Annotated in this window: 15 protein-coding genes; 5 read left to right on the forward strand and 10 right to left on the reverse strand. The window is 70.2% G+C overall.

What is annotated here, in order from left to right; genetic code table 11:
* Both AOK03_RS21075 and AOK03_RS21080 read right to left on the reverse strand, forming a co-directional pair.
* Positions 1–320: DUF6083 domain-containing protein (locus AOK03_RS21075; protein ID WP_244177683.1), on the reverse strand; the 320-nt coding region annotated here is incomplete at its 3' end.
* Positions 321–489: 169 nt separating this feature from the next.
* Entirely contained in the window at positions 490–753 is a 264-nt protein-coding gene (locus tag AOK03_RS21080) for a helix-turn-helix transcriptional regulator (protein WP_055566868.1), read from the reverse strand.
* 567 nt (positions 754–1,320) lie between these two features.
* Between AOK03_RS21080 and AOK03_RS42680 the strand changes: the two genes are divergently transcribed.
* Positions 1,321–1,908: a hypothetical protein gene (locus AOK03_RS42680; protein ID WP_157869024.1), complete on the forward strand. Its 588-nt coding sequence runs from the start codon at positions 1,321–1,323 to the stop codon at positions 1,906–1,908.
* Between the two features lie 99 nt (positions 1,909–2,007).
* Here the strand turns inward: AOK03_RS42680 and AOK03_RS45020 are convergent, their stop codons facing one another.
* Together AOK03_RS45020 and AOK03_RS21100 are read right to left on the reverse strand one after the other, a co-directional pair.
* Positions 2,008–3,147 carry an HAD family hydrolase gene (locus tag AOK03_RS45020; RefSeq protein ID WP_341845816.1) on the reverse strand — a complete coding sequence of 380 codons (1,140 nt, stop codon included), beginning with the start codon at positions 3,145–3,147 and terminating at the stop codon, positions 2,008–2,010.
* Positions 3,140–3,790 (reverse strand): hypothetical protein, encoded by a 651-nt coding sequence (locus AOK03_RS21100; protein ID WP_157869025.1) that lies wholly within the window; start codon positions 3,788–3,790, stop codon positions 3,140–3,142. The genes AOK03_RS45020 and AOK03_RS21100 overlap by 8 nt, the downstream gene beginning before the upstream one ends.
* A gap of 448 nt (positions 3,791–4,238) precedes the next feature.
* Between AOK03_RS21100 and AOK03_RS43150 the strand changes: the two genes are divergently transcribed.
* On the forward strand, positions 4,239–4,400 hold the full coding sequence (locus tag AOK03_RS43150) for a hypothetical protein (RefSeq protein WP_167355628.1): 162 nt from the start codon (positions 4,239–4,241) through the stop codon (positions 4,398–4,400).
* A 257-nt stretch (positions 4,401–4,657) separates the two neighbouring features.
* Here the strand turns inward: AOK03_RS43150 and AOK03_RS21105 are convergent, their stop codons facing one another.
* From AOK03_RS21105 to AOK03_RS21125, 5 genes are all read right to left on the reverse strand, one after another.
* Positions 4,658–5,233: a hypothetical protein gene (locus AOK03_RS21105; protein ID WP_055566872.1), complete on the reverse strand. Its 576-nt coding sequence runs from the start codon at positions 5,231–5,233 to the stop codon at positions 4,658–4,660.
* On the reverse strand, positions 5,234–6,820 hold the full coding sequence (locus AOK03_RS21110) for a helix-turn-helix domain-containing protein (protein WP_055566873.1): 1,587 nt from the start codon (positions 6,818–6,820) through the stop codon (positions 5,234–5,236).
* On the reverse strand, positions 6,817–7,062 hold the full coding sequence (locus AOK03_RS21115) for a hypothetical protein (protein ID WP_055566874.1): 246 nt from the start codon (positions 7,060–7,062) through the stop codon (positions 6,817–6,819). Before AOK03_RS21115 ends, AOK03_RS21110 begins: the two co-directional genes overlap by 4 nt.
* Before the next feature lie 233 nt (positions 7,063–7,295).
* On the reverse strand, positions 7,296–8,588 hold the full coding sequence (locus AOK03_RS21120; protein ID WP_055566875.1) for an RpnC/YadD family protein: 1,293 nt from the start codon (positions 8,586–8,588) through the stop codon (positions 7,296–7,298).
* A 39-nt stretch (positions 8,589–8,627) separates the two neighbouring features.
* Positions 8,628–9,491: a hypothetical protein gene (locus AOK03_RS21125; RefSeq protein ID WP_055566876.1), complete on the reverse strand. Its 864-nt coding sequence runs from the start codon at positions 9,489–9,491 to the stop codon at positions 8,628–8,630.
* A gap of 1,284 nt (positions 9,492–10,775) precedes the next feature.
* On the opposite strand from AOK03_RS21125, the gene AOK03_RS21130 reads away from it, so the two are divergent.
* Positions 10,776–12,599, forward strand: coding sequence for an AAA family ATPase (locus AOK03_RS21130; protein WP_055566877.1), 1,824 nt, complete (start codon positions 10,776–10,778; stop codon positions 12,597–12,599).
* 44 nt (positions 12,600–12,643) lie between these two features.
* Here AOK03_RS21130 and AOK03_RS21135 read toward each other — a convergent pair whose 3' ends face one another.
* The gene (locus AOK03_RS21135) at positions 12,644–16,240 is read right to left on the reverse strand and encodes a Helicase associated domain protein (RefSeq protein ID WP_079074863.1); all 3,597 of its coding nucleotides are present in this window, start codon (positions 16,238–16,240) and stop codon (positions 12,644–12,646) included.
* 206 nt (positions 16,241–16,446) lie between these two features.
* Here AOK03_RS21135 and AOK03_RS41970 point away from each other — a divergent pair, with 206 nt between their 5' ends.
* Together AOK03_RS41970 and AOK03_RS41975 are read left to right on the forward strand one after the other, a co-directional pair.
* A complete protein-coding gene (locus AOK03_RS41970) occupies positions 16,447–17,457 on the forward strand; it encodes a hypothetical protein (protein ID WP_055566879.1) in 1,011 nt (336 codons plus the stop codon).
* A 405-nt stretch (positions 17,458–17,862) separates the two neighbouring features.
* Positions 17,863–18,588 (forward strand): hypothetical protein, encoded by a 726-nt coding sequence (locus AOK03_RS41975; protein ID WP_157869026.1) that lies wholly within the window; start codon positions 17,863–17,865, stop codon positions 18,586–18,588.
* The last annotated feature ends 11 nt before the right edge of the window (positions 18,589–18,599 follow it).

An 18,599-nucleotide genomic window follows, 5' to 3' on the forward strand; every position in this document is an offset into this window, starting at 1 on the left:
GTGTCGGGGGGTGTGGTGCGGGCCGGGCAGAGGGCGGTGTGCGGGATGCGGCACCAGGCCTGGCCGCCGGCGTGGGGGTGGGCGATGCCGCTGCTGAGGTGCCAGCGCCAGGATGTCGGCACGTGGGCGGTGGGCAGTTCGGCCGGGTGCAGGGCGATGTGGTGCTGGTGGCGGCGCGGGTGCCAGGCGACCGGGTTGCCGCAGCGGCGGCAGCGGCCGGTACGGGGCAGTCCGCCGGGGGTGTGGAGGGTGGTGCAGGGCAGGTGGTGCGGCCGATAGGAGCCGGCCTCCGGGGTCCGGGCGGCGAGGTGGGGGCGCATGGCCGCGACGGTGCCAGGCAGCGGCGGGCCACGGCCATGCACCGGCGGCGGGGTACCGCGTTCGGCCCAATACGGGGAGACACCTGCGCGACTGGCGAACTGAGGTGCGCCCGCTACCCACTCGTTCGGGTAGTACTGTCCGACCGTCCGGAGGGGATGGCGGGGCGGCTCACGACTGGGGTGTGCCGGGCGGGGTGTGGCCGGAGCACAGGGCGCCCAGCAGCTGGTCGAGCGGGACGTCGAAAGCGTGGGCGATCGTGTGCCAGGTAGTGATGGAGCCGGTGGTGCGACCTTGTTCCAGCTCAATGACGGTGCGGCGGGACAGACCGGTACGGCCGGCGAGTGCGTCGTAGGTCCATCCGCGTTCGGCCCGTAGGCGCGCGAGCTCCAGGCGCAGCGCGTTGAGGTTCGGGTCGGGCGGGAAGATCGTCACCCCACCATCCGATGGTGCAGACCTCTGCCCCGTCAGTGCAGACCTCTGCCCTATTTGCTAGGGAAGGGGTGACATTCGTCGAAGCGGGACCCGGGCCCGCGGCGCAGAACAGGAACGGAGACGACGGGCCCGATGAGGCTCTTGGCCCATGACACGGTGCAGCGGGTATGGACGGTGGAGGTGCGCTCGCACCGGCACGGCCCGGTGCTGAGCTGCTCCCACTGCCCCTTGCCCGGCGAGGCGTTGGCCACCGGGACCGCACGCGGGTGTGCACTGGCGCATCTGGCACGGCACGCGCGAAACGGCACGCTGCCCACACACCTGCGGACCTGCCAGTGCCGGGAGCGGGGCTGCACCTGGCACCGGCGCCACCGCGGCTGCCACGGCCCGGTCCGGCTCGTGCTCACCGGGAACCACGGCGGCTCTCGATGGCGTCTGGCCGACGCCTGCACCGCTTGCGCCGCTGCCACCGCGCACACCGCCGTCGTCCCCGAAAGCACGCACCTCTCCCCCGCCGTGAGCACGCGCCCCCGGCCAACCCCGGGGCCGGTGCGCGGCGCTGGGCGCATGGATCCCGACGCGCAGAAACGCGTGCGCCAAATGCTCGTCTATCTCGCCTCGGCCCTCCCTCAGTCTTGCTCCCCCGGTGCCCGCCTGCTGGCCCTGCAGTGCGCGCTGCGCACCAACGATTCCGGGGTGGTGCGCCTGCCCGCCGGTCTGCTGCGCGGCATGCGCCTGCACCACCGCATGGACCTGTGGGACGAGTTGGAGTACGCCCACTGGCTGCGCCGCGAGGTCCGGCGCCCGGTGCGGGCCCGGCTACTCGATGCGGCGATGCAGTTCCAGCCGCAGCGCCCGCAGCGTGCCCGGGCCGCGCACTGGGCGCTTCATCCACTGCCCCATCGCCCCGTTCCTCATGCACTGCCCTGCGCGGCCCGGTTCGCCGCTCTCGTCCTGGCCGCGCATACCCGCCCCGACGGCACCGGCGCAGCGGAGCTGGACCTCCTCACTCATCTGTGCGGGCAGACGCCCCAACAGCTGAGCGACCTGCTCGGCCAGCTGTCGCGGTCAGGACTCTTGCTCGGCTGCCACCATCCCCGCCAGCAGGACGAGGTCTCCTGGCAGGTAGACGATTCCGTCCCCAGACCCTTGTAGACCACGCCGGGACCGACGACTTGCGGCTTCCGCGGCGGGCCGACACAGGCTCGGCCACCGGCTGCACGGCACGTCCCGTGTGCGAACGGCCCTGCTTGTTCAGTGGGCCCGCAACAGCTCCAGCACAACCTCGAGGGACCCGATCACGTTATCCGCTCCGGCCTCGCGCAGTTGCGCTTCCTTTCGCTGGTTCCTCGCGTACCCGAGAAACGGCACCCCTGCCTGCTGGGCGGCATCCAGATCGGCGGGACTGTCACCGATCACCAAGGCTGCCGCGGGTGTGCCTCCCATAGCGGAAAGTGCCCGCTGGAGGACGTAAGGATCGGGCTTGAGCAACTGCAGGTTCTGCGACCGGCCGTAGATGTGCGGTCCAAAGCAGTCCTCCAGGCCGCGCCCATGGAGATAGCGGCGCGCGGCCTCGGCCGAGTTGTTGGTGGTGACGGCCAGGTGGACTCCGCGTGCGTGCCAGACACGGATCATGGGATCGGCGTATTCGGTGGGCCAGGCGGACTGCACGGCCTGTAGTTCTTCCCGGGTGAGTTTCTCTTCCAGTTCGGTGGTGAGTTCGGCGTCGATCCGTTCTCGCCCCAGAGCGAGCAGCGCGCCGTGCGGGTTGTCGTCTTCTCGTTCGGCCGACGTCAGGACATCACCCAGTCCGTTGGCATCCAGCCAGGCCACTTGTTCACGAGCGACTACCGCATCCGGCTTCCCCGCGAACAGGCGGCATATCGGCCCGTCGAAGTCGAACAGTACGTATTGGGCCGACGTGATCAGCTCTCGCAGGCCAACGGGCGAGCGCATCTGCTCGCGATGGCTTCCGCTCTCCTCGGGGGCGTAACTTTCGCCTCGCCACGTCGTCGTACTGGTCAACCCGAAGATTATGCCGCCTTCCACCGCCCTCTCCTGTCGACGCGAACGAGCCGTACGTTCCACGCCCAGGGCGAGTTCATCCCTCGTTTCCGTGGCCGACGCGGCAAGGTCTGCGGCGTGCAGCGCGTCGGGGAGGGCGTTCTGCGTGTCGTATCCGAGGGAGCTGAGTACTCGCAGGAGTTCGTTGGCGGCTTCACGGCGTGTTGCATCGTCGGTTTCCGGGTGCTCGATCTGTTCTCGCAGTTCCGCGATCAGGCGCACGGCGGCGGCCAGGTTACGGGGTGTGCGCTCACGTAGCTGCCGAGCAGCAGGGCTTCCCAGGGATGAGTCCTGCAGGAGCATTTCAAAGTCATCGCCGTGGCTAGACATCGTCTTCCTCCCCGAGCCCTCGCTGCTGCTTCTTCCTCCATCGATGCAGGAGGCCTTCGATCGCTCGCACTGACGATGCATCCAGTATGTGCCGGATCTCCTCGTGCGAGTATCCGTCGGAAATCAGGGCCAGGACTGCTTGGGTCCGCGAGTCCTCAATCCCTTTGAGGAACTCCAGGACCCACAGGTTGCCATCGACCTCGTCGAACGCCTTGTCGCGCAGGGACGGGGCCTCGTACCCGACCTCCCGCAGTCGCCCGACCGCCCGCCGCTGCCGTTCCTGGCTGTTGCGGTGTTGACGGAACTCGTTCGCGAACTCGAGAAGACAGGTTCCCACGAAGTAGGTGGTGAGGCGGGCGCCGCCGTGTTCCTTCCAGTCCCCCGCGATCAGTGCGCGGTCCCTGAACCGCGGCAGGGCACGGGCGATGGTCATCATGGCCAGTTCCTTGCGCAGTTCAGCGTCACGGGCCAGTTCTTCAAGATCGTGCGCGTCGTGGGGAAGGCCGCCGAATCCGCGGCTGCCCGCTTCCCGGAAGATGCGGCCCATCCGCATCCACCCGCTCAGCACCGATTGCGCGTAGCGGACCAGTTCCTCGACGAACTGCTCGTACCGGGGGCCTTCGAAACCGTCCCGGGCCAGCACGTCGACGAGTCGGCGATCACTCAGGAGCTCGCCGTGGGCCTGCCGTTGGGCTTCGGCGTCCGTCTGCTGCGGGAAGTGGGGCGGGCGCCTGCCCCCTTGCCTCTTCCCGCTGCGGCCTGCCGGGCGGGGCGGTCGTTTCCTGTGCACGGCATCGAAGTGTTGGTCCTCGTCTTCGTACCGCATGCCCGCCCTCCCTTCCGCCCGGATGCCCGGGTCCGCCCTGTCTGCGGCCGTTCACGGCGTGTCCTATGTGCGCCGGCGTGTGACGCCCCACGCTGGCAGCCCAGTTTCTTTCGATGCTCCCCGGGCCAAAAGAGCGCGTGGGGTAACGGGCTTCCCCTGACATAGGAGTGGGCATCTAACAGCAACGAGACTGGGGTATCTGGTGAGTTCCTCCCCTGCAGCGCGTCCGCCCGAGGTGCCCGAGCCCGCGGAACCTCGTCCCTTGATGACGCTGCACACCGCCGTCGTCCTACTGATCGCCGTCGCTATCGGTCTGCTGGTCGGCGGCCTTAGCGTGCTCAGCGGAGTTCCTGCTGCGGGCTCGGTCCTGGCAGGGCTGCTCAGTGGCGGCTCCAGCGTGCCGGTGCTCCATGCCTTGATCGGCTGAGACCGGCGGCCCTGTAAGGCGTTCGGGTTTCTCTCCCCATGACACAGGAGGCAACCGTTCTCCGCTGCTGGCATGGGGAACGGTAGGCGCTGGCGGCGGCGTTGAGCTGCCGCTGCACAGGAACAGTGCTGTTCGAGGGTCCAGCGTGCGGCCAGCACTGGTCCCGCCTGACGCCGATGGACTCGGTTTCGCCCACGCGGGGCGGCGGTCGGCGGACACAGCGTGAGCGCTACTCCGGTGGCGGCCCCGACGGACGCTCAGGCGGCGAAGCCGATGTTCATGACGTATTCGTAGGCGCCATAGTCGGAGCCGAGGTCGGCGGTGATGTCGTCGAACCAGGCCGCGTCCATGGCCCGGCCGTCGCCGGCCGCCCATGCCTCGACCATCCGGTCCCAGTGCCGCACGTTCAGGGTCCGGAAGGAGACATCCCGCTGGAGAGGACGGCTCACCTGGGACTGGTTGAGAGGGTGGAACTCGACGCGGGTGCCGCGGCCCTGACGGTTGAGGCGCTGCACGAGATAGCGGGCCACATTCTGGCGGCGCACCTGTACGTACACGGTCTCCAGCTGCGCCAGGCTCCTGCTCGACGGGATGGCTTTGCCGTCGGCCCAGCGCTTGAGGGTGCGGGCGGTGACCGTGAGGCCGGCCGCCCGGGCGGCGGCCAGCGCGTGCGGAGTGCGGGTGAGGTAGTGCAGACGCGCGAGCATGCCGCGGCGCTGGGTGATCGGGGTGGCGATGAAGCCGGCAAGGACATCGAGCTGCCGGGCTGCCGCCTCGTGGCCCTTCATGCCCTGGGCTCCGAACTTGCCGAACTCCTGGTTACGGTCGGGCATTTATGCCTCCTCCCCCGGCCGCGTGTCCGTGCCGTCGGCAGTCCCGGCGGTGTAGATGTCCTTGATTTTCACCTCGGTGACCCCGCGGCCCTCGTCAAAGACACGCAGCCAGTCACCGATGACGTGGAGTTCGTCGGTGCCCATCGCACGCACGACGGTGAGGCCTTCCTCGTGGGCCTTGAGGGCCTTCATCCACAAGTTGGCGAAGGCCTGGGAGCGGATGAGGTGCATCCAGTCGGGGCGGTTCAGTTCCCGGTTGTAGGTCGAGGTCCCCATCGTGGAGACGAACTTGGAGTACATGGCCTTCACATACTCCAGGGTGACCTCGTCCCCCTCGGCGAGCGCGCCCTCGCGGGCGTCCTTGAGGGTGATGCGGAACTTCTCCAGCAGCCCTTCGGTTGCCCCCGAGGTGTAGGACTCGTGGATCACCGGGGGCTCGCACAGCCCGCGCTTGGGGCCGGACAGGCGCAGCAGGAGGCGCAGGGTGGGTTCGGTGACCCACAGGGGGCCGGGTTCGTCGCGCTGGCCGAGCGGGTTGGGCAGCACGTCCTCGTGGGCCCATTCGGGCGGGGTGATGAGGTGGACACCGGCCCTGCGGCGGTCGTGATGGCCGTCGGTGGAATGCTCGAGCTGCCCGATCGGCAGGTGGGTTTTGAGGGCGGACAGGTAGGCGCCGTTGATGTCGAGGGCGGTGACCTCGTGGGTGCCGGGCGGCAGTTCGGCCCGGGTCCATTTGGGGCGGGCCTCCCAGATCTGGTCGGCCTCCTGCTTGGACTTCTTCTTGAGGACGTCCGGCAGCCAGGGGTGGGCGATGACGTCGTAACGGCCGCCCTTGCGGGTCTCGTCCAGCAGCGCCATCGCGTCCGGGATCGCCTTCTTCACCAGCGCCGCGGTGGCCGCCTCGACGTCGCCGGCGTGGGCGGCCAGGGCCGCCTGCACCGAGGAGGCGATGAGGCCGGCCGGCTCGTCGGCGGACTGGAAGGCACGCCGGGTCGGCGCCTTGGTACTGCGGCGGTCGTGGTGCGGTGCGTGTGCGGGTGTGCGGCCAGGCCGGGCGGGTGGCGGCGCGGTGGTGGGCTGCGGTGCGGCGGGGGCGGTCTGGGCTGGCGCAGCGGGGTGGCAGTCGGCCGGGTCCAGGTGCTGTGGGAAGCCGGCCACCCGCAGGCTCGCAGGCGTGCCGCACAGGACGCACGGCTCGGGCACGGTCAGGTTCTCGACATCGTCAGGATCATCAGCCGCCTGGTCCCCCGGATCGGGCGAAGGGGTCTGGCCGTTGGTGCCCGATGCCGGCAACTGCTGTGCTGAGTCGGGTGCCCCGGTAGCGCCCTGCTGGGATTCGGCGAGCTTGTCCCGCAATCCGTCCAGCAGGTAGGCGTACCGCGCACGAGGCTCACCCACCGGGTCCCGGCCCGCCTCCCAGGCTGCCACCGTCGACGGGCTCACCCCCAGTGCCCGGGCGACCTGCGCCTTCGACAGCCGGGCCTGCTCGCGCAGTTCCCGCCGGGCCGCAGGAGCGGGCAGCTCGGCCTCAGGTGCAACGGACGCGAGCAACGAGTCGATCTCACCGAGACCGTCGGGGCCGTTCACGCGTCGCCCGCCTTCCGCTTGGCACGGCGCCGGTCGGCCAGCGCGGGGGTCACCGTCTCCTTGACCCGCTGCTCCCCCCAGCCCGTCAGGTGTGCGGCACGCCCGATCCGGCCGTGCACCGGGCGCCCGGTCACCGGGTCCCGCGCCAGGAATGCGCGCAGCGCCTCGGCGACCCGCTCCTCGGCGGCCTGCAACTCAGCCACCGCCGCCACCAGTTCACGCTCGTCACTCGCATCGGACATAACCCCACCATACCAAATTCGCAGACTGATGTCACATCATTGACAGTCACGAATATTGAGAAGGTTTTACATTGAGGTGCGGTCACCACTTTCCCTGCTCTGCACCCCGCTCCTCGCCTCAGAGGAGCATGTTCTTCAACGAGGTAGCCGCCAGGGGCACTTCGGCTGGCGCCGCCCACCCGGGAGAAACGGGCCATCACGGTTCACGATGTGGTCCGACCGCAGGTCCGCGGTCAAGTCCGCTTGGGCTCGTGTGGGCTCCAGCCGTGTAGGTACGGGCGCAGAGAGTCTGGGGTGATCGACGGGGGTTCCGGGAGTACCGGACGGCGAGGGACCGGGTCGATGCGGTCGGCGTAGGCACGGGCCCAGGCGATCCAGGCGAGGCCCGCTTCCGTCGTAGCGGCGGTCGCGTCCTGCTGGTCCTCCAGGGCATCACAGAAGGCTCGTACGGCCGTGGCTTCCTGCCAGGCTTCGACCTGCCCCCTGAGGATCTTTGTCCGGTGGTCTTCCACCAGGGCGGTGCGCGCCTGCCGCATTGCGGCCAGCCAGCGTTGCCGTGTCTCCTCCTCCTTGCGCTGCCGGGTCAGGCGCCGTTCGGCTTCGGTGTGCGCACGGTGGGTGATTTCGCGGAGCAGGTCCGGGAGCCTGTCCTCCAGGCGCCAGCGTTGCCGGTCTCCCCAGTGCGAGCGGCGGCCTGGGTGCGCGTAGGTGTGCTCGAGGCTGAGGTCGAGTTGGTGGGAGGGGCGCACGGCCCGTGATGTCACGCGCTGCCAGGCGTACTTCACGCCGCTGGGGTCGGGGGCCTCGTAGGAGCCTTCGTGGAAGAAGAGTGGAAAGGCGCTGTCGGCGCTGGTGATCACAAGGCTGCCTTGGGAATCGGGAGCGGGGACGCTGACTGTGTAGTTGTTGTCTTCGGCGGCGTGGCACAGGGCGTGGAGGATGCGGCGGGCGCGTGGCAGGCAGTCGGTGCAGACCGGGATGTGTGCCTGGGCGGCCGCGGGGTGCAGGCATTCCGGAGGCAGGTCGTCGGGGACAGGGACGGCGGCGTCCGGAGGGGCTGACCGTGCGGGCGGGGGCCCGGGGCGCAGGGTGATCACCAGGTCGCCCTTGTCGCGGCCGGTGTGCCGCAGATGGTGTCCTTCGGGGGCCAGGTGTTCGGCGCGGGCGGTGTGCAGGATGCGGCGCCAACGGGCCCGCTCGTCAGGGGTGGGGCCCGTGATGCGCAGGGTTCCGTCACCCTGTTGGAGTCTGGTGATCAGCTCGGCCGCTTCGGTCCTTGTCGGCGACGCCGGTTCCGTCGCACCCGGGGCAGGGGTGGAGTCGGTCTTGTGGAGATGTTGACGGCCGGCTTCGGTGGGCTGCGCGCTCCAGCGGCCGTCGGCCCGCGGTGTGGTGACCAGGCCGCGGCTGCGCAGTGCGTAGACCGTTGTGGCGAGGCTGGAGTCGTCGGAGGTGACGGGGGCCTCGCCTTCGCAGATGCGGCGCAGCACGGTGAGTTGGCGCTCATTCAGCTTGGTGGTGGCCACGGATCCGTTCCTGTCGGTGATACCGGTGAAGCGGTCGGGTCAGTCGTCGCGTTGGGCCTGGCGCAGTGCTTCGAGCGGGATGCCCAGGTCGCGTTCGAAGCGGTCGGCGGCTTTGGTCTGTCCGCTCTGGCGCAGGCAGTCGATGGCCTGCTCCATGAGCTTGCCGATGCGGAGCACTTCGTCGCGCAGCGCCTTCAGCTCCTCGAAGGATTCCACGGCCTCGGTGCCGCACCAGCGGCGCAGCAGGTCGCGGCCGGGCTGGGACTCGCGGTCGACCTCCGCGCAGATCTCGGGGCTGATGTAGGTGCCGGGGTTCTTGCCGCGGCCGCGGTAGTAGCGGCCATGGATGGCCTCGTGCCGCTTTTGGCGCTCGTACGCGTCCAGCAGGGGCACGAGCTGGTCGGCCTGGGCAGCGGCCAAGCGGGAGGCGACTTCCACGGTCGTGGGCCAGGGCACGACCAGGGTGCCCTCGTCATCGGTGAAGGCCCGCGGGTCGGTGGTGAAGAAGCCTTCGGGGACGTCGAGGAGGGCGGCCAGCGCGGGCACATCGTCGATATAGAGCAGGCCCCGCTCACGGGAGTTGAAGCCGTACGACACCGCCTCGCCCGCCAGACGCTCGTCGAACAGGAAGGTGACGGCCTGACAGGTGGGGTCGTCGTCGTCCGGGCTGTCCTTCATCAGCTCGTTCCACTGCTGCTCGCGCGCCAGCCAGGCATCCTTGTCCTGCCATCGCACACGCAGCCGGGCAGAGGGCACCCAGTCCTCGCGGCCCTCCGCCTCCTCGGCGACGAAACGCACCTTGATGCGCAGCGGGCGCTGCGTGCCGACCTTCACGACCTCAACCTCGTCGACCCGGCCGTGATGCGGTGCCACCCGGTACGCCCACCGCTCCCCCGCCTCCATACGCCACCACTCCTCGCTCAGAGCTCGCCCCCCTATCGTGCTCGCCTCTCAGCGAGGAGATGACGGACACGGCAAAGAGGCCACTAGCGGAGCCTTGTTGGCGGATGGTTCCTCTTCGCTCCTCCGGCTCGCCGTCCTTGGGCGTTCCGGTGCCCACCTGGGGTGCCCGTAAGAGGCCACGATGGACTCTGCGGCACCAGGCGACGGCCTGCTGGCCGGCCGGTTCCTCCCAGGACGACCGAGCCGCTACGGCTGTCCCCGGCCAGGAGGAGCTACTGCCTCGTCACCACACCGCTGGGCGTGGCGGCCGGGGGCGTCGTCACCGTGTCTCCGGGTCCCGCGGAGCCAGGTGCCTTCGCCTCGGAGTGGGCCCCGCCCACGATGAGGACGAGCGCAGTCAGCACCGCAGTGGCGCAGACGATGGCCCGACGATGTCCCCCTTGCCGACGAGCCCCTGCCGCGTGTGCTTGTAGACGAAGTACCCCACGGCACACGACACCGCCAAGAAGACGGTACTGACCGGGTCGATGTACAGAGTCAAGATCGGGTCTCCCGCTCGCAGGCCGCTGCGTGGCCCTGGCCGAGGAGATCGCGGCCGCGATCTCCAGATCTTCGGCGGGTGATCGTGAGGCTGGCAGCACAAATGCCCAACTCGTCGAGTTGGGCATCGGTCTTGCCGCTATGGGTGTCCCGATGCCCTCCGAAGGACCCGACGAGGCGTCCGGGTCGTTCGGGCAGCACAGGTCATCGGACTTCACGCGGCGAAGGTCTCGCACGTACACCGTTGAGGGACAGTTCCGGATTTTCACCGGATTCCCCTGCGACTGCTGGCCCAGATCCTATCCCTCCTTCCGGCTGCTGCACGGCCGTACGGGAACTCTTGGCACGGGTGGGCGCCGCCCAGTGACGAGAAGGGCCGGCAAAGGGGGGTGCGGAGGCCCCGCCGGTTTCGTCCGGCTGCCCGTGCAGGTCTGCAGCGCACACGCGCGGCGCAGTCGTGGTCTGCCTCAGCATCGGGAGGGTGCACATTCAAAGGGCCGCCCGGCGCATGCCAGGCGGCCTCGAGAAGTCCGAACCCCGGGCGTATGGCCTGCCCCATATCGGAAGGCGGCACGGGGCAGTTGGTGCCACGCCGCGCCCGCACCGCGGCTGCCCCGGATCGGATGGACGGCCTGCGCGCGTTGCCCACCCGATCCGGTGGGTGGGCGCCCGGCCCCGCTTCCCGTACCGGGATGGGCCGTTGGAGCACCCGACAAAGCAGGTGGGCGAGACAAAGGGGCCGCGATGGCAAGGGACTTCTTCTGCGAGCGGCTCGTGCTCAGCTCGGTCGGCGGGGTACGAGAGATCGATCTGGCCCACCCGGTGGTGTGTGTCTTCGGGCCGATCGACACCGGCAAGACCACCCTGGCCGACTGCATCAAGTACGCGCTCGGACTGCCCGTCGCCTGGCGGGAGGTGCCCGGACAGCGCCTGCAGACAGTGACGCTGTTCGTACGGATCGAGGGGATGCGCATCGGACTGCGCCGCTCCCTGGTCGCAGACGTGTCCCGCGTCGAGCTCCTGGACAGCGACGAGGGCGGCGTCGAGGAAATCCTCGACGTAGGGGCGCAGCCGGACGACGGTCGGCGGGTAGTGGGCGAGGTGCTGCTGGACCTGCTCGGCCTGGGCGAGATGTTCGCGCCGCCCTCCGCCGTGGCCCTGTTGGGCGCCGGGGCACGGCTGACCTTCGAGCAGCTGTACGCGATGTGCTACCTCACCCAGGACGTGGTGGACGGCACCGAGTCGGTCAGGGGCAAGGCCAACACTGCCCAGTCCTACCGGACCGTGGTCGAACTGCTTTTGGGGCTCACCGACGGGCCGATGCGGGTCCTGACGGCCCGCAAGGACGAGTTGGCGCGCACCCTGACGGATCAGAAGCGGCAGGCGGAGACCATCGGCGCGTTCTTGACCGGCAGCGCCGCCGGCCTCGAGACGGAGCTGGCGCGCTCGCACGAGGAGGAACGCGCGGCCCTGCAGCGTCTGGAGGAGTTCAGGGGCCGGATGCGGGCCGCCACCGCACACGCCGATCCGCTGCGCCGCCGCGTCCAGGAGGCGGAGCAGGTGCTCGAGCGGTGCCGGCATGCGGCCGCCGACGGCGAGCACACGCTGGTGCGCCTGCGGCAGCAGGTGCAGCATCTGGCGGGCCAGCGTGAGACCGGACCCGAGCGGTGCTCGCCCTGCCCGGTGTGCCGCGCCGATCTCACGCTGCGGCCCGTCCCCGACGGGGACTGCCCGCTGTGCCTGAGCGCGCTCGATCCCGCCCGTCTGGCGCAGGCCCTGCATGCGGCGCAGGACGCACTCGCCGCGGCGGAGCGGCAGTTGACCGAACAGGTCAAGGCCCACAGCGAGGCCCAGACGGCGTGGGAGCAGGCCCGCATCGAGCTGGATGCCCGCACCCGGGAGGAGATCAGCCCGCTGGCCGCCCGGATCGAAGGGCTGGCCGCGGCGCATGCGACGGCCCGCACCCGGACCACGATGCTGGAGCGGGAGCTGGAGCCGCACCGCCGGCTGGCCGAGCTGCACCGCTCCGTGCAGACCGTCCAGGACGAGCTGCAGGGCGTGCGGGAGGAGATCCGTACCCGCAAGAACCTGCTGGCCCACCGGCGGGCCACGCTCGGCGAGTTCGAGGAGCACTTCACCGAGCTCGTCGGCTCCGTCGGCCTGCCCGGCGATCCGGGCGCCCGGCTCAGCCACAGCTCGCTGCTGCCGCAGGTACGCGCCGGGAACCTCACCAAGGTCGGGCACGGGGTCCGCTGCGCCATCAATGTCGTGTACCGGATGGCGTTTCTCAGCTATGCCCTCGTGACCGGGGCGACGGACCTGCCGTCCTTCCTCGTCATCGACTCCCCCCGCAAGAACGTCGGGTACGGCGAGGACGACCAGGAGCTCGTCGGCCGGCTCTACACCCACTTCCTCGATCACATCGCCGGGGTGCGCAGCGGCGGTGCGCTGCGCACCCGCCCGCACCAGATCATCATCGTGGACAACGACCTGCCCCAGCTGCCGAAGCGGCTGCTCGATCAGATGCACACCATCGAGCTGAGCCGGGACCACCCGCTCGTTCCCTGACAGCGGGCGCCCTGTGGTGGCCGAGGGAGGGTGCCGGGTCTTCCTCACCACGGTGGGAGGAGGCGGCCCGGGGCATGGGCCCAGTAGGCGGCGGCAGCGCGCTGGAAGAGGAGCGACTGTTCGCTGGGCGGGTCGTCGTCGCTGTCCACGGCGTGGGGCACGATGACCCGGGTGCTAGGGACGTCACGCGGGCTCTGTGCCATGAGCGGGTGCAGCGCGTTCACGAGTTGGAGAGCGGTGCAGCGTGGATCCGGAAGGATGATGGCGTCCAGCTTGCGGGGCAGTTTGGTGCAGGTGGCGCGCAGGCAGTGGATGATCGGCTGGTTGTGCGCGTAGCGCACGGCCGACTGGCCCTCCACCAGGATCTCCGCGTCGACCATGTCTACCGCCAGCCGCAAGCCGAATTCTTCGGCGTCGCGATTTGTTGCCAGTGCGACCAGGACACGGCGCAGCTGGTGATGCTTGATGATCTGCGTGGTGGCGTTGGCTTCGGCGCGCCACTTGGAGCGGGACCACGCGCCGGGATTCCTGCGGATGCGGCACACGCCCAACTGGCGGGGTGCCAGCACCTCTTGTTCCACGAGATCCTCTCGGCTCGTTGTGAGCACATGGCTGCCGAAGATCCCCTGTGCGGGCATGTGGACTGCCCAGTCCACGTCGCGCGTCTTGATGTCGAGGGTCATCTGGCGCGGGATGCGTGACGTGGCGGTCAGGTAGAGGCGGTGGTGGGCGAGGATCCGGTCGTCGTAGTGGATGTCGGCGTAGGGGTGCTCCGGCGTGATGATGCCTTCTGCCGTGTGGTGCGCTTCTTCGATGATGAGGTGGCCCCAGGCAGGAAGGTCGTGGTGGCGGTGGCTGTCGGCGATCCGCCGGGCCTGGTCGTAGCGGGCGAAGACCTGTGCTGCGGGTGGCTGTTGCCTGAGCCAGTCGGCCAGGTCGGCGGCGCTCGTCAGGCGTGGGCCGCGGCGAAGGCTGATCTCCAGTCCTGCCTGTGGTCCGTCGCAGACCTTCCGCCAGGTGGCGGCGGCTTGACGCAGATACGGCGCGTTGGGGCCGAGGATCAGGCAGGGGGCTGGGTCGAGCTCGTGCACGGTGGACGCGGCGATGATGGTCTTGCCTGCTCCGGCGGGCAGGTCGATGAGCGCTCGGCGGCCGCCTCCCTCGAAGATCACCGGGGCGAGGGCCGGTGGGGGGTCGTCCTGCGCCAGCCAGATCATCGGAGGCTGTTCGCCCGTCATGGCGGTGTCCCGCGCGGCGGATTCCTGGCCGGATGCGGCATGGAGGGCAGAGTCGGGGTGGCAGGGCGGCGGCCCCGGTTCCGGTTCGCTTCGGGGCTGGGGGGTCCACTCCATGGCCAGTGCGTCCAGGGCGGCGATTTCCTCTTTGCCGAGGGTGTTGCGGCGGAATCGGCCCCGCAGGTCGGCGAGCCATGGGCCGAGCGGGAAGCGCCGGTCGCCGTCCCCGGCGTGGAGGCCGGGCGGGACGTTCAGGTGGTGGTGCTGGCGGTAGAAGTGCCGTGCGGCGCGCAGGCCGCCCGCGAAGTGGTCGGTGGGCGATCGGTGCAGCGCCAGCGCCAGCGGGCTGTTCTTGAACGGCAGCGCCGCCAGTTGCTGGCGCTGTGCTTTGTCCAGGGTCGGGAACATGTCGAACTGCCGGTCGAGCCAGCGGGTTGCGGGGTCGGCGTCGCCGTCCAGGGGGCCGCCGGTGATGGCCGGAGGGGACGTGCGGTCGCGGACCTGTATCAGGGTGCGCTGCCAAGCGTCGGGCCAGTGGGGGTTCCACCAGCGGTCGATGTCGCGCAGGGCACGGCGGTAGGGGGCGGGCAGGGCGTTCTCGTCGTCCCGGCGGCGCTGCTGCAGGAGCCACTGTGCGAGGGGGCGGCGCTGGTAGGACTCTTGCGGGTCGTGGGGAAGGAGGTGGCCGTGCTCGCGCGCGTAGGCCTGGGCGGTTTCGAGGAAGGTCTCGGTGCTGTCCGGGTGGTGATGCCAGGCGAGGTTGAAGGTGGCAAGCGCGGCGACGCGGGCGGCGGACAGGTGTCCGGCGGCTTTGAGGGCGCGCTGGTACCCGAGCCAGCAGCCCAGATGGAAGCCGTCGTCGGTGATGTGGTTGCTGGGAACGTCGAGGTGTCCGTGTGCCGTGTGAAAGGCACGGGCGGCGGCCATACCGGTGTTCCAGAGGTCCGGTTCGGGTTCCATGATGCGCAGCATCAGGTGCGGGGCGATCTCTGGGGCGCGTGCGGGGCGGATGGCGTAGTCGGGGGTGGGAATGAGCAGGCGGCGGCCGCTGATCGGCAGGTGGTAGAAGTAGTGCTCGTCGTACGCGCGTAGCGCGATCATGACTTGGTGGAGCAGGTGGTAGGGCGTGCCGAAGGCGGCTTCTTCGGGGCTCTGGCCGGGGCCGAACAGCACAGGGATGATCAGGGTGGAGATCTTGTTCATGCCGGGGCCGATGCGCAGGGCCCGGCCGACGGCCTGGAAGATGTCGATGGTGGACCGCTTGGGGTCGGCGAACAGTACGGAGTCGGCGAGCGGGAAGTCGACGCCTTCGACGCACAGGCGGACATTGCACAGGACACGGAGCTCGGCGGGCGCGGCCGGGGGGCCGGCCTCGGGCGCTTGCCCGAAGTGGCTCATGCGTTCGCGCCGCTCGGTCCTCGACAGCTTATGGTGGACGCTGGACACCCACAGGCGATCGGCGTGTCCGCCCGGTATGGCGGCGGCGGTCTGCGGGAGGGTTTCGGCGAGGGCCTCGCACTGCACGACGCTGCGGCTGAAGGACACCGTTCGCTGGATGCGGAAGCCCTCCCGGGCCTTGAGCAGGGCGAGTTGGGCTGCGGCGACCCGCGCGGCGTCGGCCTGCGGGGTGCGGCCCCGCCGGGTGCGGTCGGTGAGGAAGGCGCGCAACTGCGGGTGATGGATCTCGGGGGCTGCGATGCGGTAGTCGGCGAGTCTGCCGTCATGGATGGCCTCGGCCAGGGAGTAGCGGTAGGCGACGGTACCGAAGAGGGACACGTCGTCCATGGAGGCGATCGGCTCGCCGGCTACGCCGCGGTTGACGTCCCAGATCCGTGGGGTGGCGGTGAGGTAGAGACGGTGGCGGGCGGGGATGGCGTCGTCGTCATGGATGGCGCCCCAGGCCTTGCTACGTGCTCCGGCGGTGCGGTGGGCCTCATCGACGATGGCGATGTCCCAGCGGGGCAGTCGGTGGTCGTGGTGGGCGAGGCGGAGCTTCTTCAGTGCGGCGTAGGTGGCGAAGACATTGACCGGTCCGTCGGCGGTGCGCATGGCGTGGGCCAGGTGCGCGGGATCGTCGGTCATGGTGAGGATGCCGTCGAGGACGGGTTCGCTGGTCTGCTCATCGGAGCAGACCCCGAGGTAGAGCCCTGGACGGCCGGCGGTGTACCAGACACGGGCGGTCTGGTTCAGCAGCTCCAGCGTGGGCAGCACGGTCAGGCTTCGGCTGTTGACCGCGACCTCGTGGGCGACGTGCACGGCGAGATGGGTCTTGCCGGTACCGCACGGCATGATCACTTGTTGCCGGGTGCGTCCCATCGCGAACGCGTTGAGTACACAGTCCGCGGCGTCACGTTGCCGGGGCCATAGCTCGCTGGGCAGGCGGCCGCCGGGAAGATCAAGCTGCACGGGCCAACTCCGCGGTGCTGGCGGGTCACTGGGGCATCCCGAAGGATGGGCGTCGGCACGAAAGGGCTGCCAGCACTATCACACGATCAGGTGAATTGCCGTAAAGAAAGGGGCTGTTCGGCACGCGCACGCGGTGTAACTGTGCAGGGCCGGGACGCGGTGGACGCTGTGCGCGGCCAAAGTGCCAGCGGGGCAGGGTGGGGCGTATGGAGTGGGGCCGGAGTCTGGCACGCGTCTCGGTACGGCTGGCCGGCCACGAGTCGAACTGCTCGCTGCTGTGGCGTGTGGCAGCGGCCCAGGGGGTCGATGTCGCTTTCCTGCTCGAGGAGTTGGGCGAGGGAGAGCCGGGGCAGCAGGCGGTGCCGCCGCACCTGGCCGAGGTCCTCTTGAGTGTTCCGGCCGCCGAGCGGCTCGCCGCGATGCTGAATATGGAGCTGTCCCGGCTGCAGTGGGCGCTTCCTCATCTGCGGGCGCCCCACCTGCTAGCCGGGCGGCGGGCCCGGTGGGAGTGGCCGTGGTATCCGATGGAGCACTGTCTGGTCCCGGCCTGCAGCCGGTGCGTGGCACTGCGCAGCGGCGGGTGGGGGCCGATCTGGCTGGTCTGGCCGGAGACCTGGAAAATCTGCGACCGGCACGGGCAGTTCACCCATGTGCGCCAGCCCGGCTCCGGCGTGGACCTGGCCCCGCTGACGCAGGTGGTGGCCGCACACCGGCGGCGTCGGCGGTTCGAAGGCCGGCACGGGCCCGTCGGGGCGTACCTGGCCGCGGACGCGTTCGCGATCACCGGCTGGTGGTGGCGCACGGCGGTCGTGGAGCGCTGGGCCGGGCGGGCCCGGCGCGCGGGACGGCCGGAGGGCGACCTTGAGTCGGCTTGGCTGTGGGTGTATCCGGAGGCTGTCGCGGTGGCGCGTGCCCTGCTGGACTACGAGCGGCAGCGCGCGCCACGGCCCGGTGGGCCGTGGGCGGCGGCCGAGGCACAACTCCTGGGGCGCGTCGCGCAGTTGGCCGCATCGCTCGACCTGCCGCAGGGCATGTGGCAGGTCCCGGTGGCCGAGTGGCTGCACCGGCATCACCGGTGCGTGCCGCCGGCGGCACCGAGCGACGGGCCGGGCCGGCCGGTGACGGCGCTGGTCCACGCCGGCGCGGAGCAGCAGGGTTCCTTGGGCGAGCGGTGCTGTCTGCCCTGGGACTGGAACGACCCGTCCGTCCCGGTGTGACGCTGTGCGGTGGAGCGGCAGCCGCCGGCCGCGGTAACGGGCGCGTCGCGATCGTGGTCGACCAGGCCGTCCCGGCCGACGCCGCGCACGCCTTCACGCCCTCGGCGTTCCTCCTGTTCCAGCGCCCTGAGCGTCCTGCAGTCGGTTCTCTGCGGTGCGACGGCTTCGGTGGCGTGCATTGGAGGAGCGGTGCTGTCAGCCGTAGCAGTGGAGCGGTCCCTCGGCGCCCGCATGACGATGTATCCGCCCGGCCACACACGTTCCCCCCGCAGACGGAACATGCGTGCGACACATCGCTGATTCGAGTGACGGCGGGGGAAGTGCCCTGTCCGGGGGCTGCGGGGCGGTCGATGCTGGCCGAGGCCGCTTGCGCGGCCGCCTGTCGCACGGCCAGGGGGTGTGATCGTGCCCGTGTACGCCCGAGACATCACGGTCGCCTTTGTCGACCAGTTCGGGCGGCAGCGTGCCCTGCCGGTGGAGCGGGTGGATGGCATCCCGTTCGAGGAATTGCCGCCGCTGCGGACCCCGGTGGCCTATCCCGGGCGGACCTCTTTTGTCACCAATGCCGTAGCTCCGGTCGGCGGGCAGACCCTGGTGTGCTCATCGCTGCGCGAGCTGGCCTGCTCGATGCTGCTGGATCGGGACCCGCAGGCGGGACAGCGCAGCGTCGGCCCGTTGGAGTTGCGCTGGCAGGACGGGCGGCCGCGCTGGACACGGCCGGCGTTTGTCGTGCGGCGTGCAGGATGCCGCGAGGTGGTGTGCGTGCAGCCGTCCGAGCCAACCGCCCAATGGCGCCTGGAGCAGGAGGTGTTGGGCGTGGCGGCCGCGTCTGCGGGCTGGCGGGTGCGGGTGATGGTGCCCCCGCAGGGCGTGGAGCTGGACAATCTGACCCTGATGCACGCGGCACGCGACGCCGTCGACTGCCCGGATCACCTCGAGCGGCTGCTCGCGCATACGGTGCGTCGCCGCACTATTTCCAGCGCCGTGCGGGCCGCCGGCCTTTCACCTCTCAGCGGTGTGGATCTGGCCTACCACCTGCTGTGGAAGGGCGCGCTGCTCTGCGATTCGCGGCAGTTGCTCACGCCCTCGACGACCGTGTGGCGCGCCAGCCGTGGTGGGGTGCGGGCGTGAAGGGGTGGCGG

Source organism: Streptomyces atriruber, from assembly GCF_001418325.1.
Taxonomy (GTDB): domain Bacteria; phylum Actinomycetota; class Actinomycetes; order Streptomycetales; family Streptomycetaceae; genus Streptomyces; species Streptomyces atriruber.

Coding starts and splice junctions, on each gene's coding strand:
- AOK03_RS42680 (WP_157869024.1), top strand. CDS start 1,321: ATGGATCCCGACGCGCAGAAACGCGTGCGCCAAATGCTCGTCTATCTC.
- AOK03_RS45020 (WP_341845816.1), bottom strand. CDS start 3,147: ATGTCTAGCCACGGCGATGACTTTGAAATGCTCCTGCAGGACTCATCC.
- AOK03_RS43150 (WP_167355628.1), top strand. CDS start 4,239: ATGACGCTGCACACCGCCGTCGTCCTACTGATCGCCGTCGCTATCGGT.
- AOK03_RS21105 (WP_055566872.1), bottom strand. CDS start 5,233: ATGCCCGACCGTAACCAGGAGTTCGGCAAGTTCGGAGCCCAGGGCATG.
- AOK03_RS21115 (WP_055566874.1), bottom strand. CDS start 7,062: ATGTCCGATGCGAGTGACGAGCGTGAACTGGTGGCGGCGGTGGCTGAG.
- AOK03_RS21125 (WP_055566876.1), bottom strand. CDS start 9,491: ATGGAGGCGGGGGAGCGGTGGGCGTACCGGGTGGCACCGCATCACGGC.
- AOK03_RS21130 (WP_055566877.1), top strand. CDS start 10,776: ATGGCAAGGGACTTCTTCTGCGAGCGGCTCGTGCTCAGCTCGGTCGGC.
- AOK03_RS41970 (WP_055566879.1), top strand. CDS start 16,447: ATGGAGTGGGGCCGGAGTCTGGCACGCGTCTCGGTACGGCTGGCCGGC.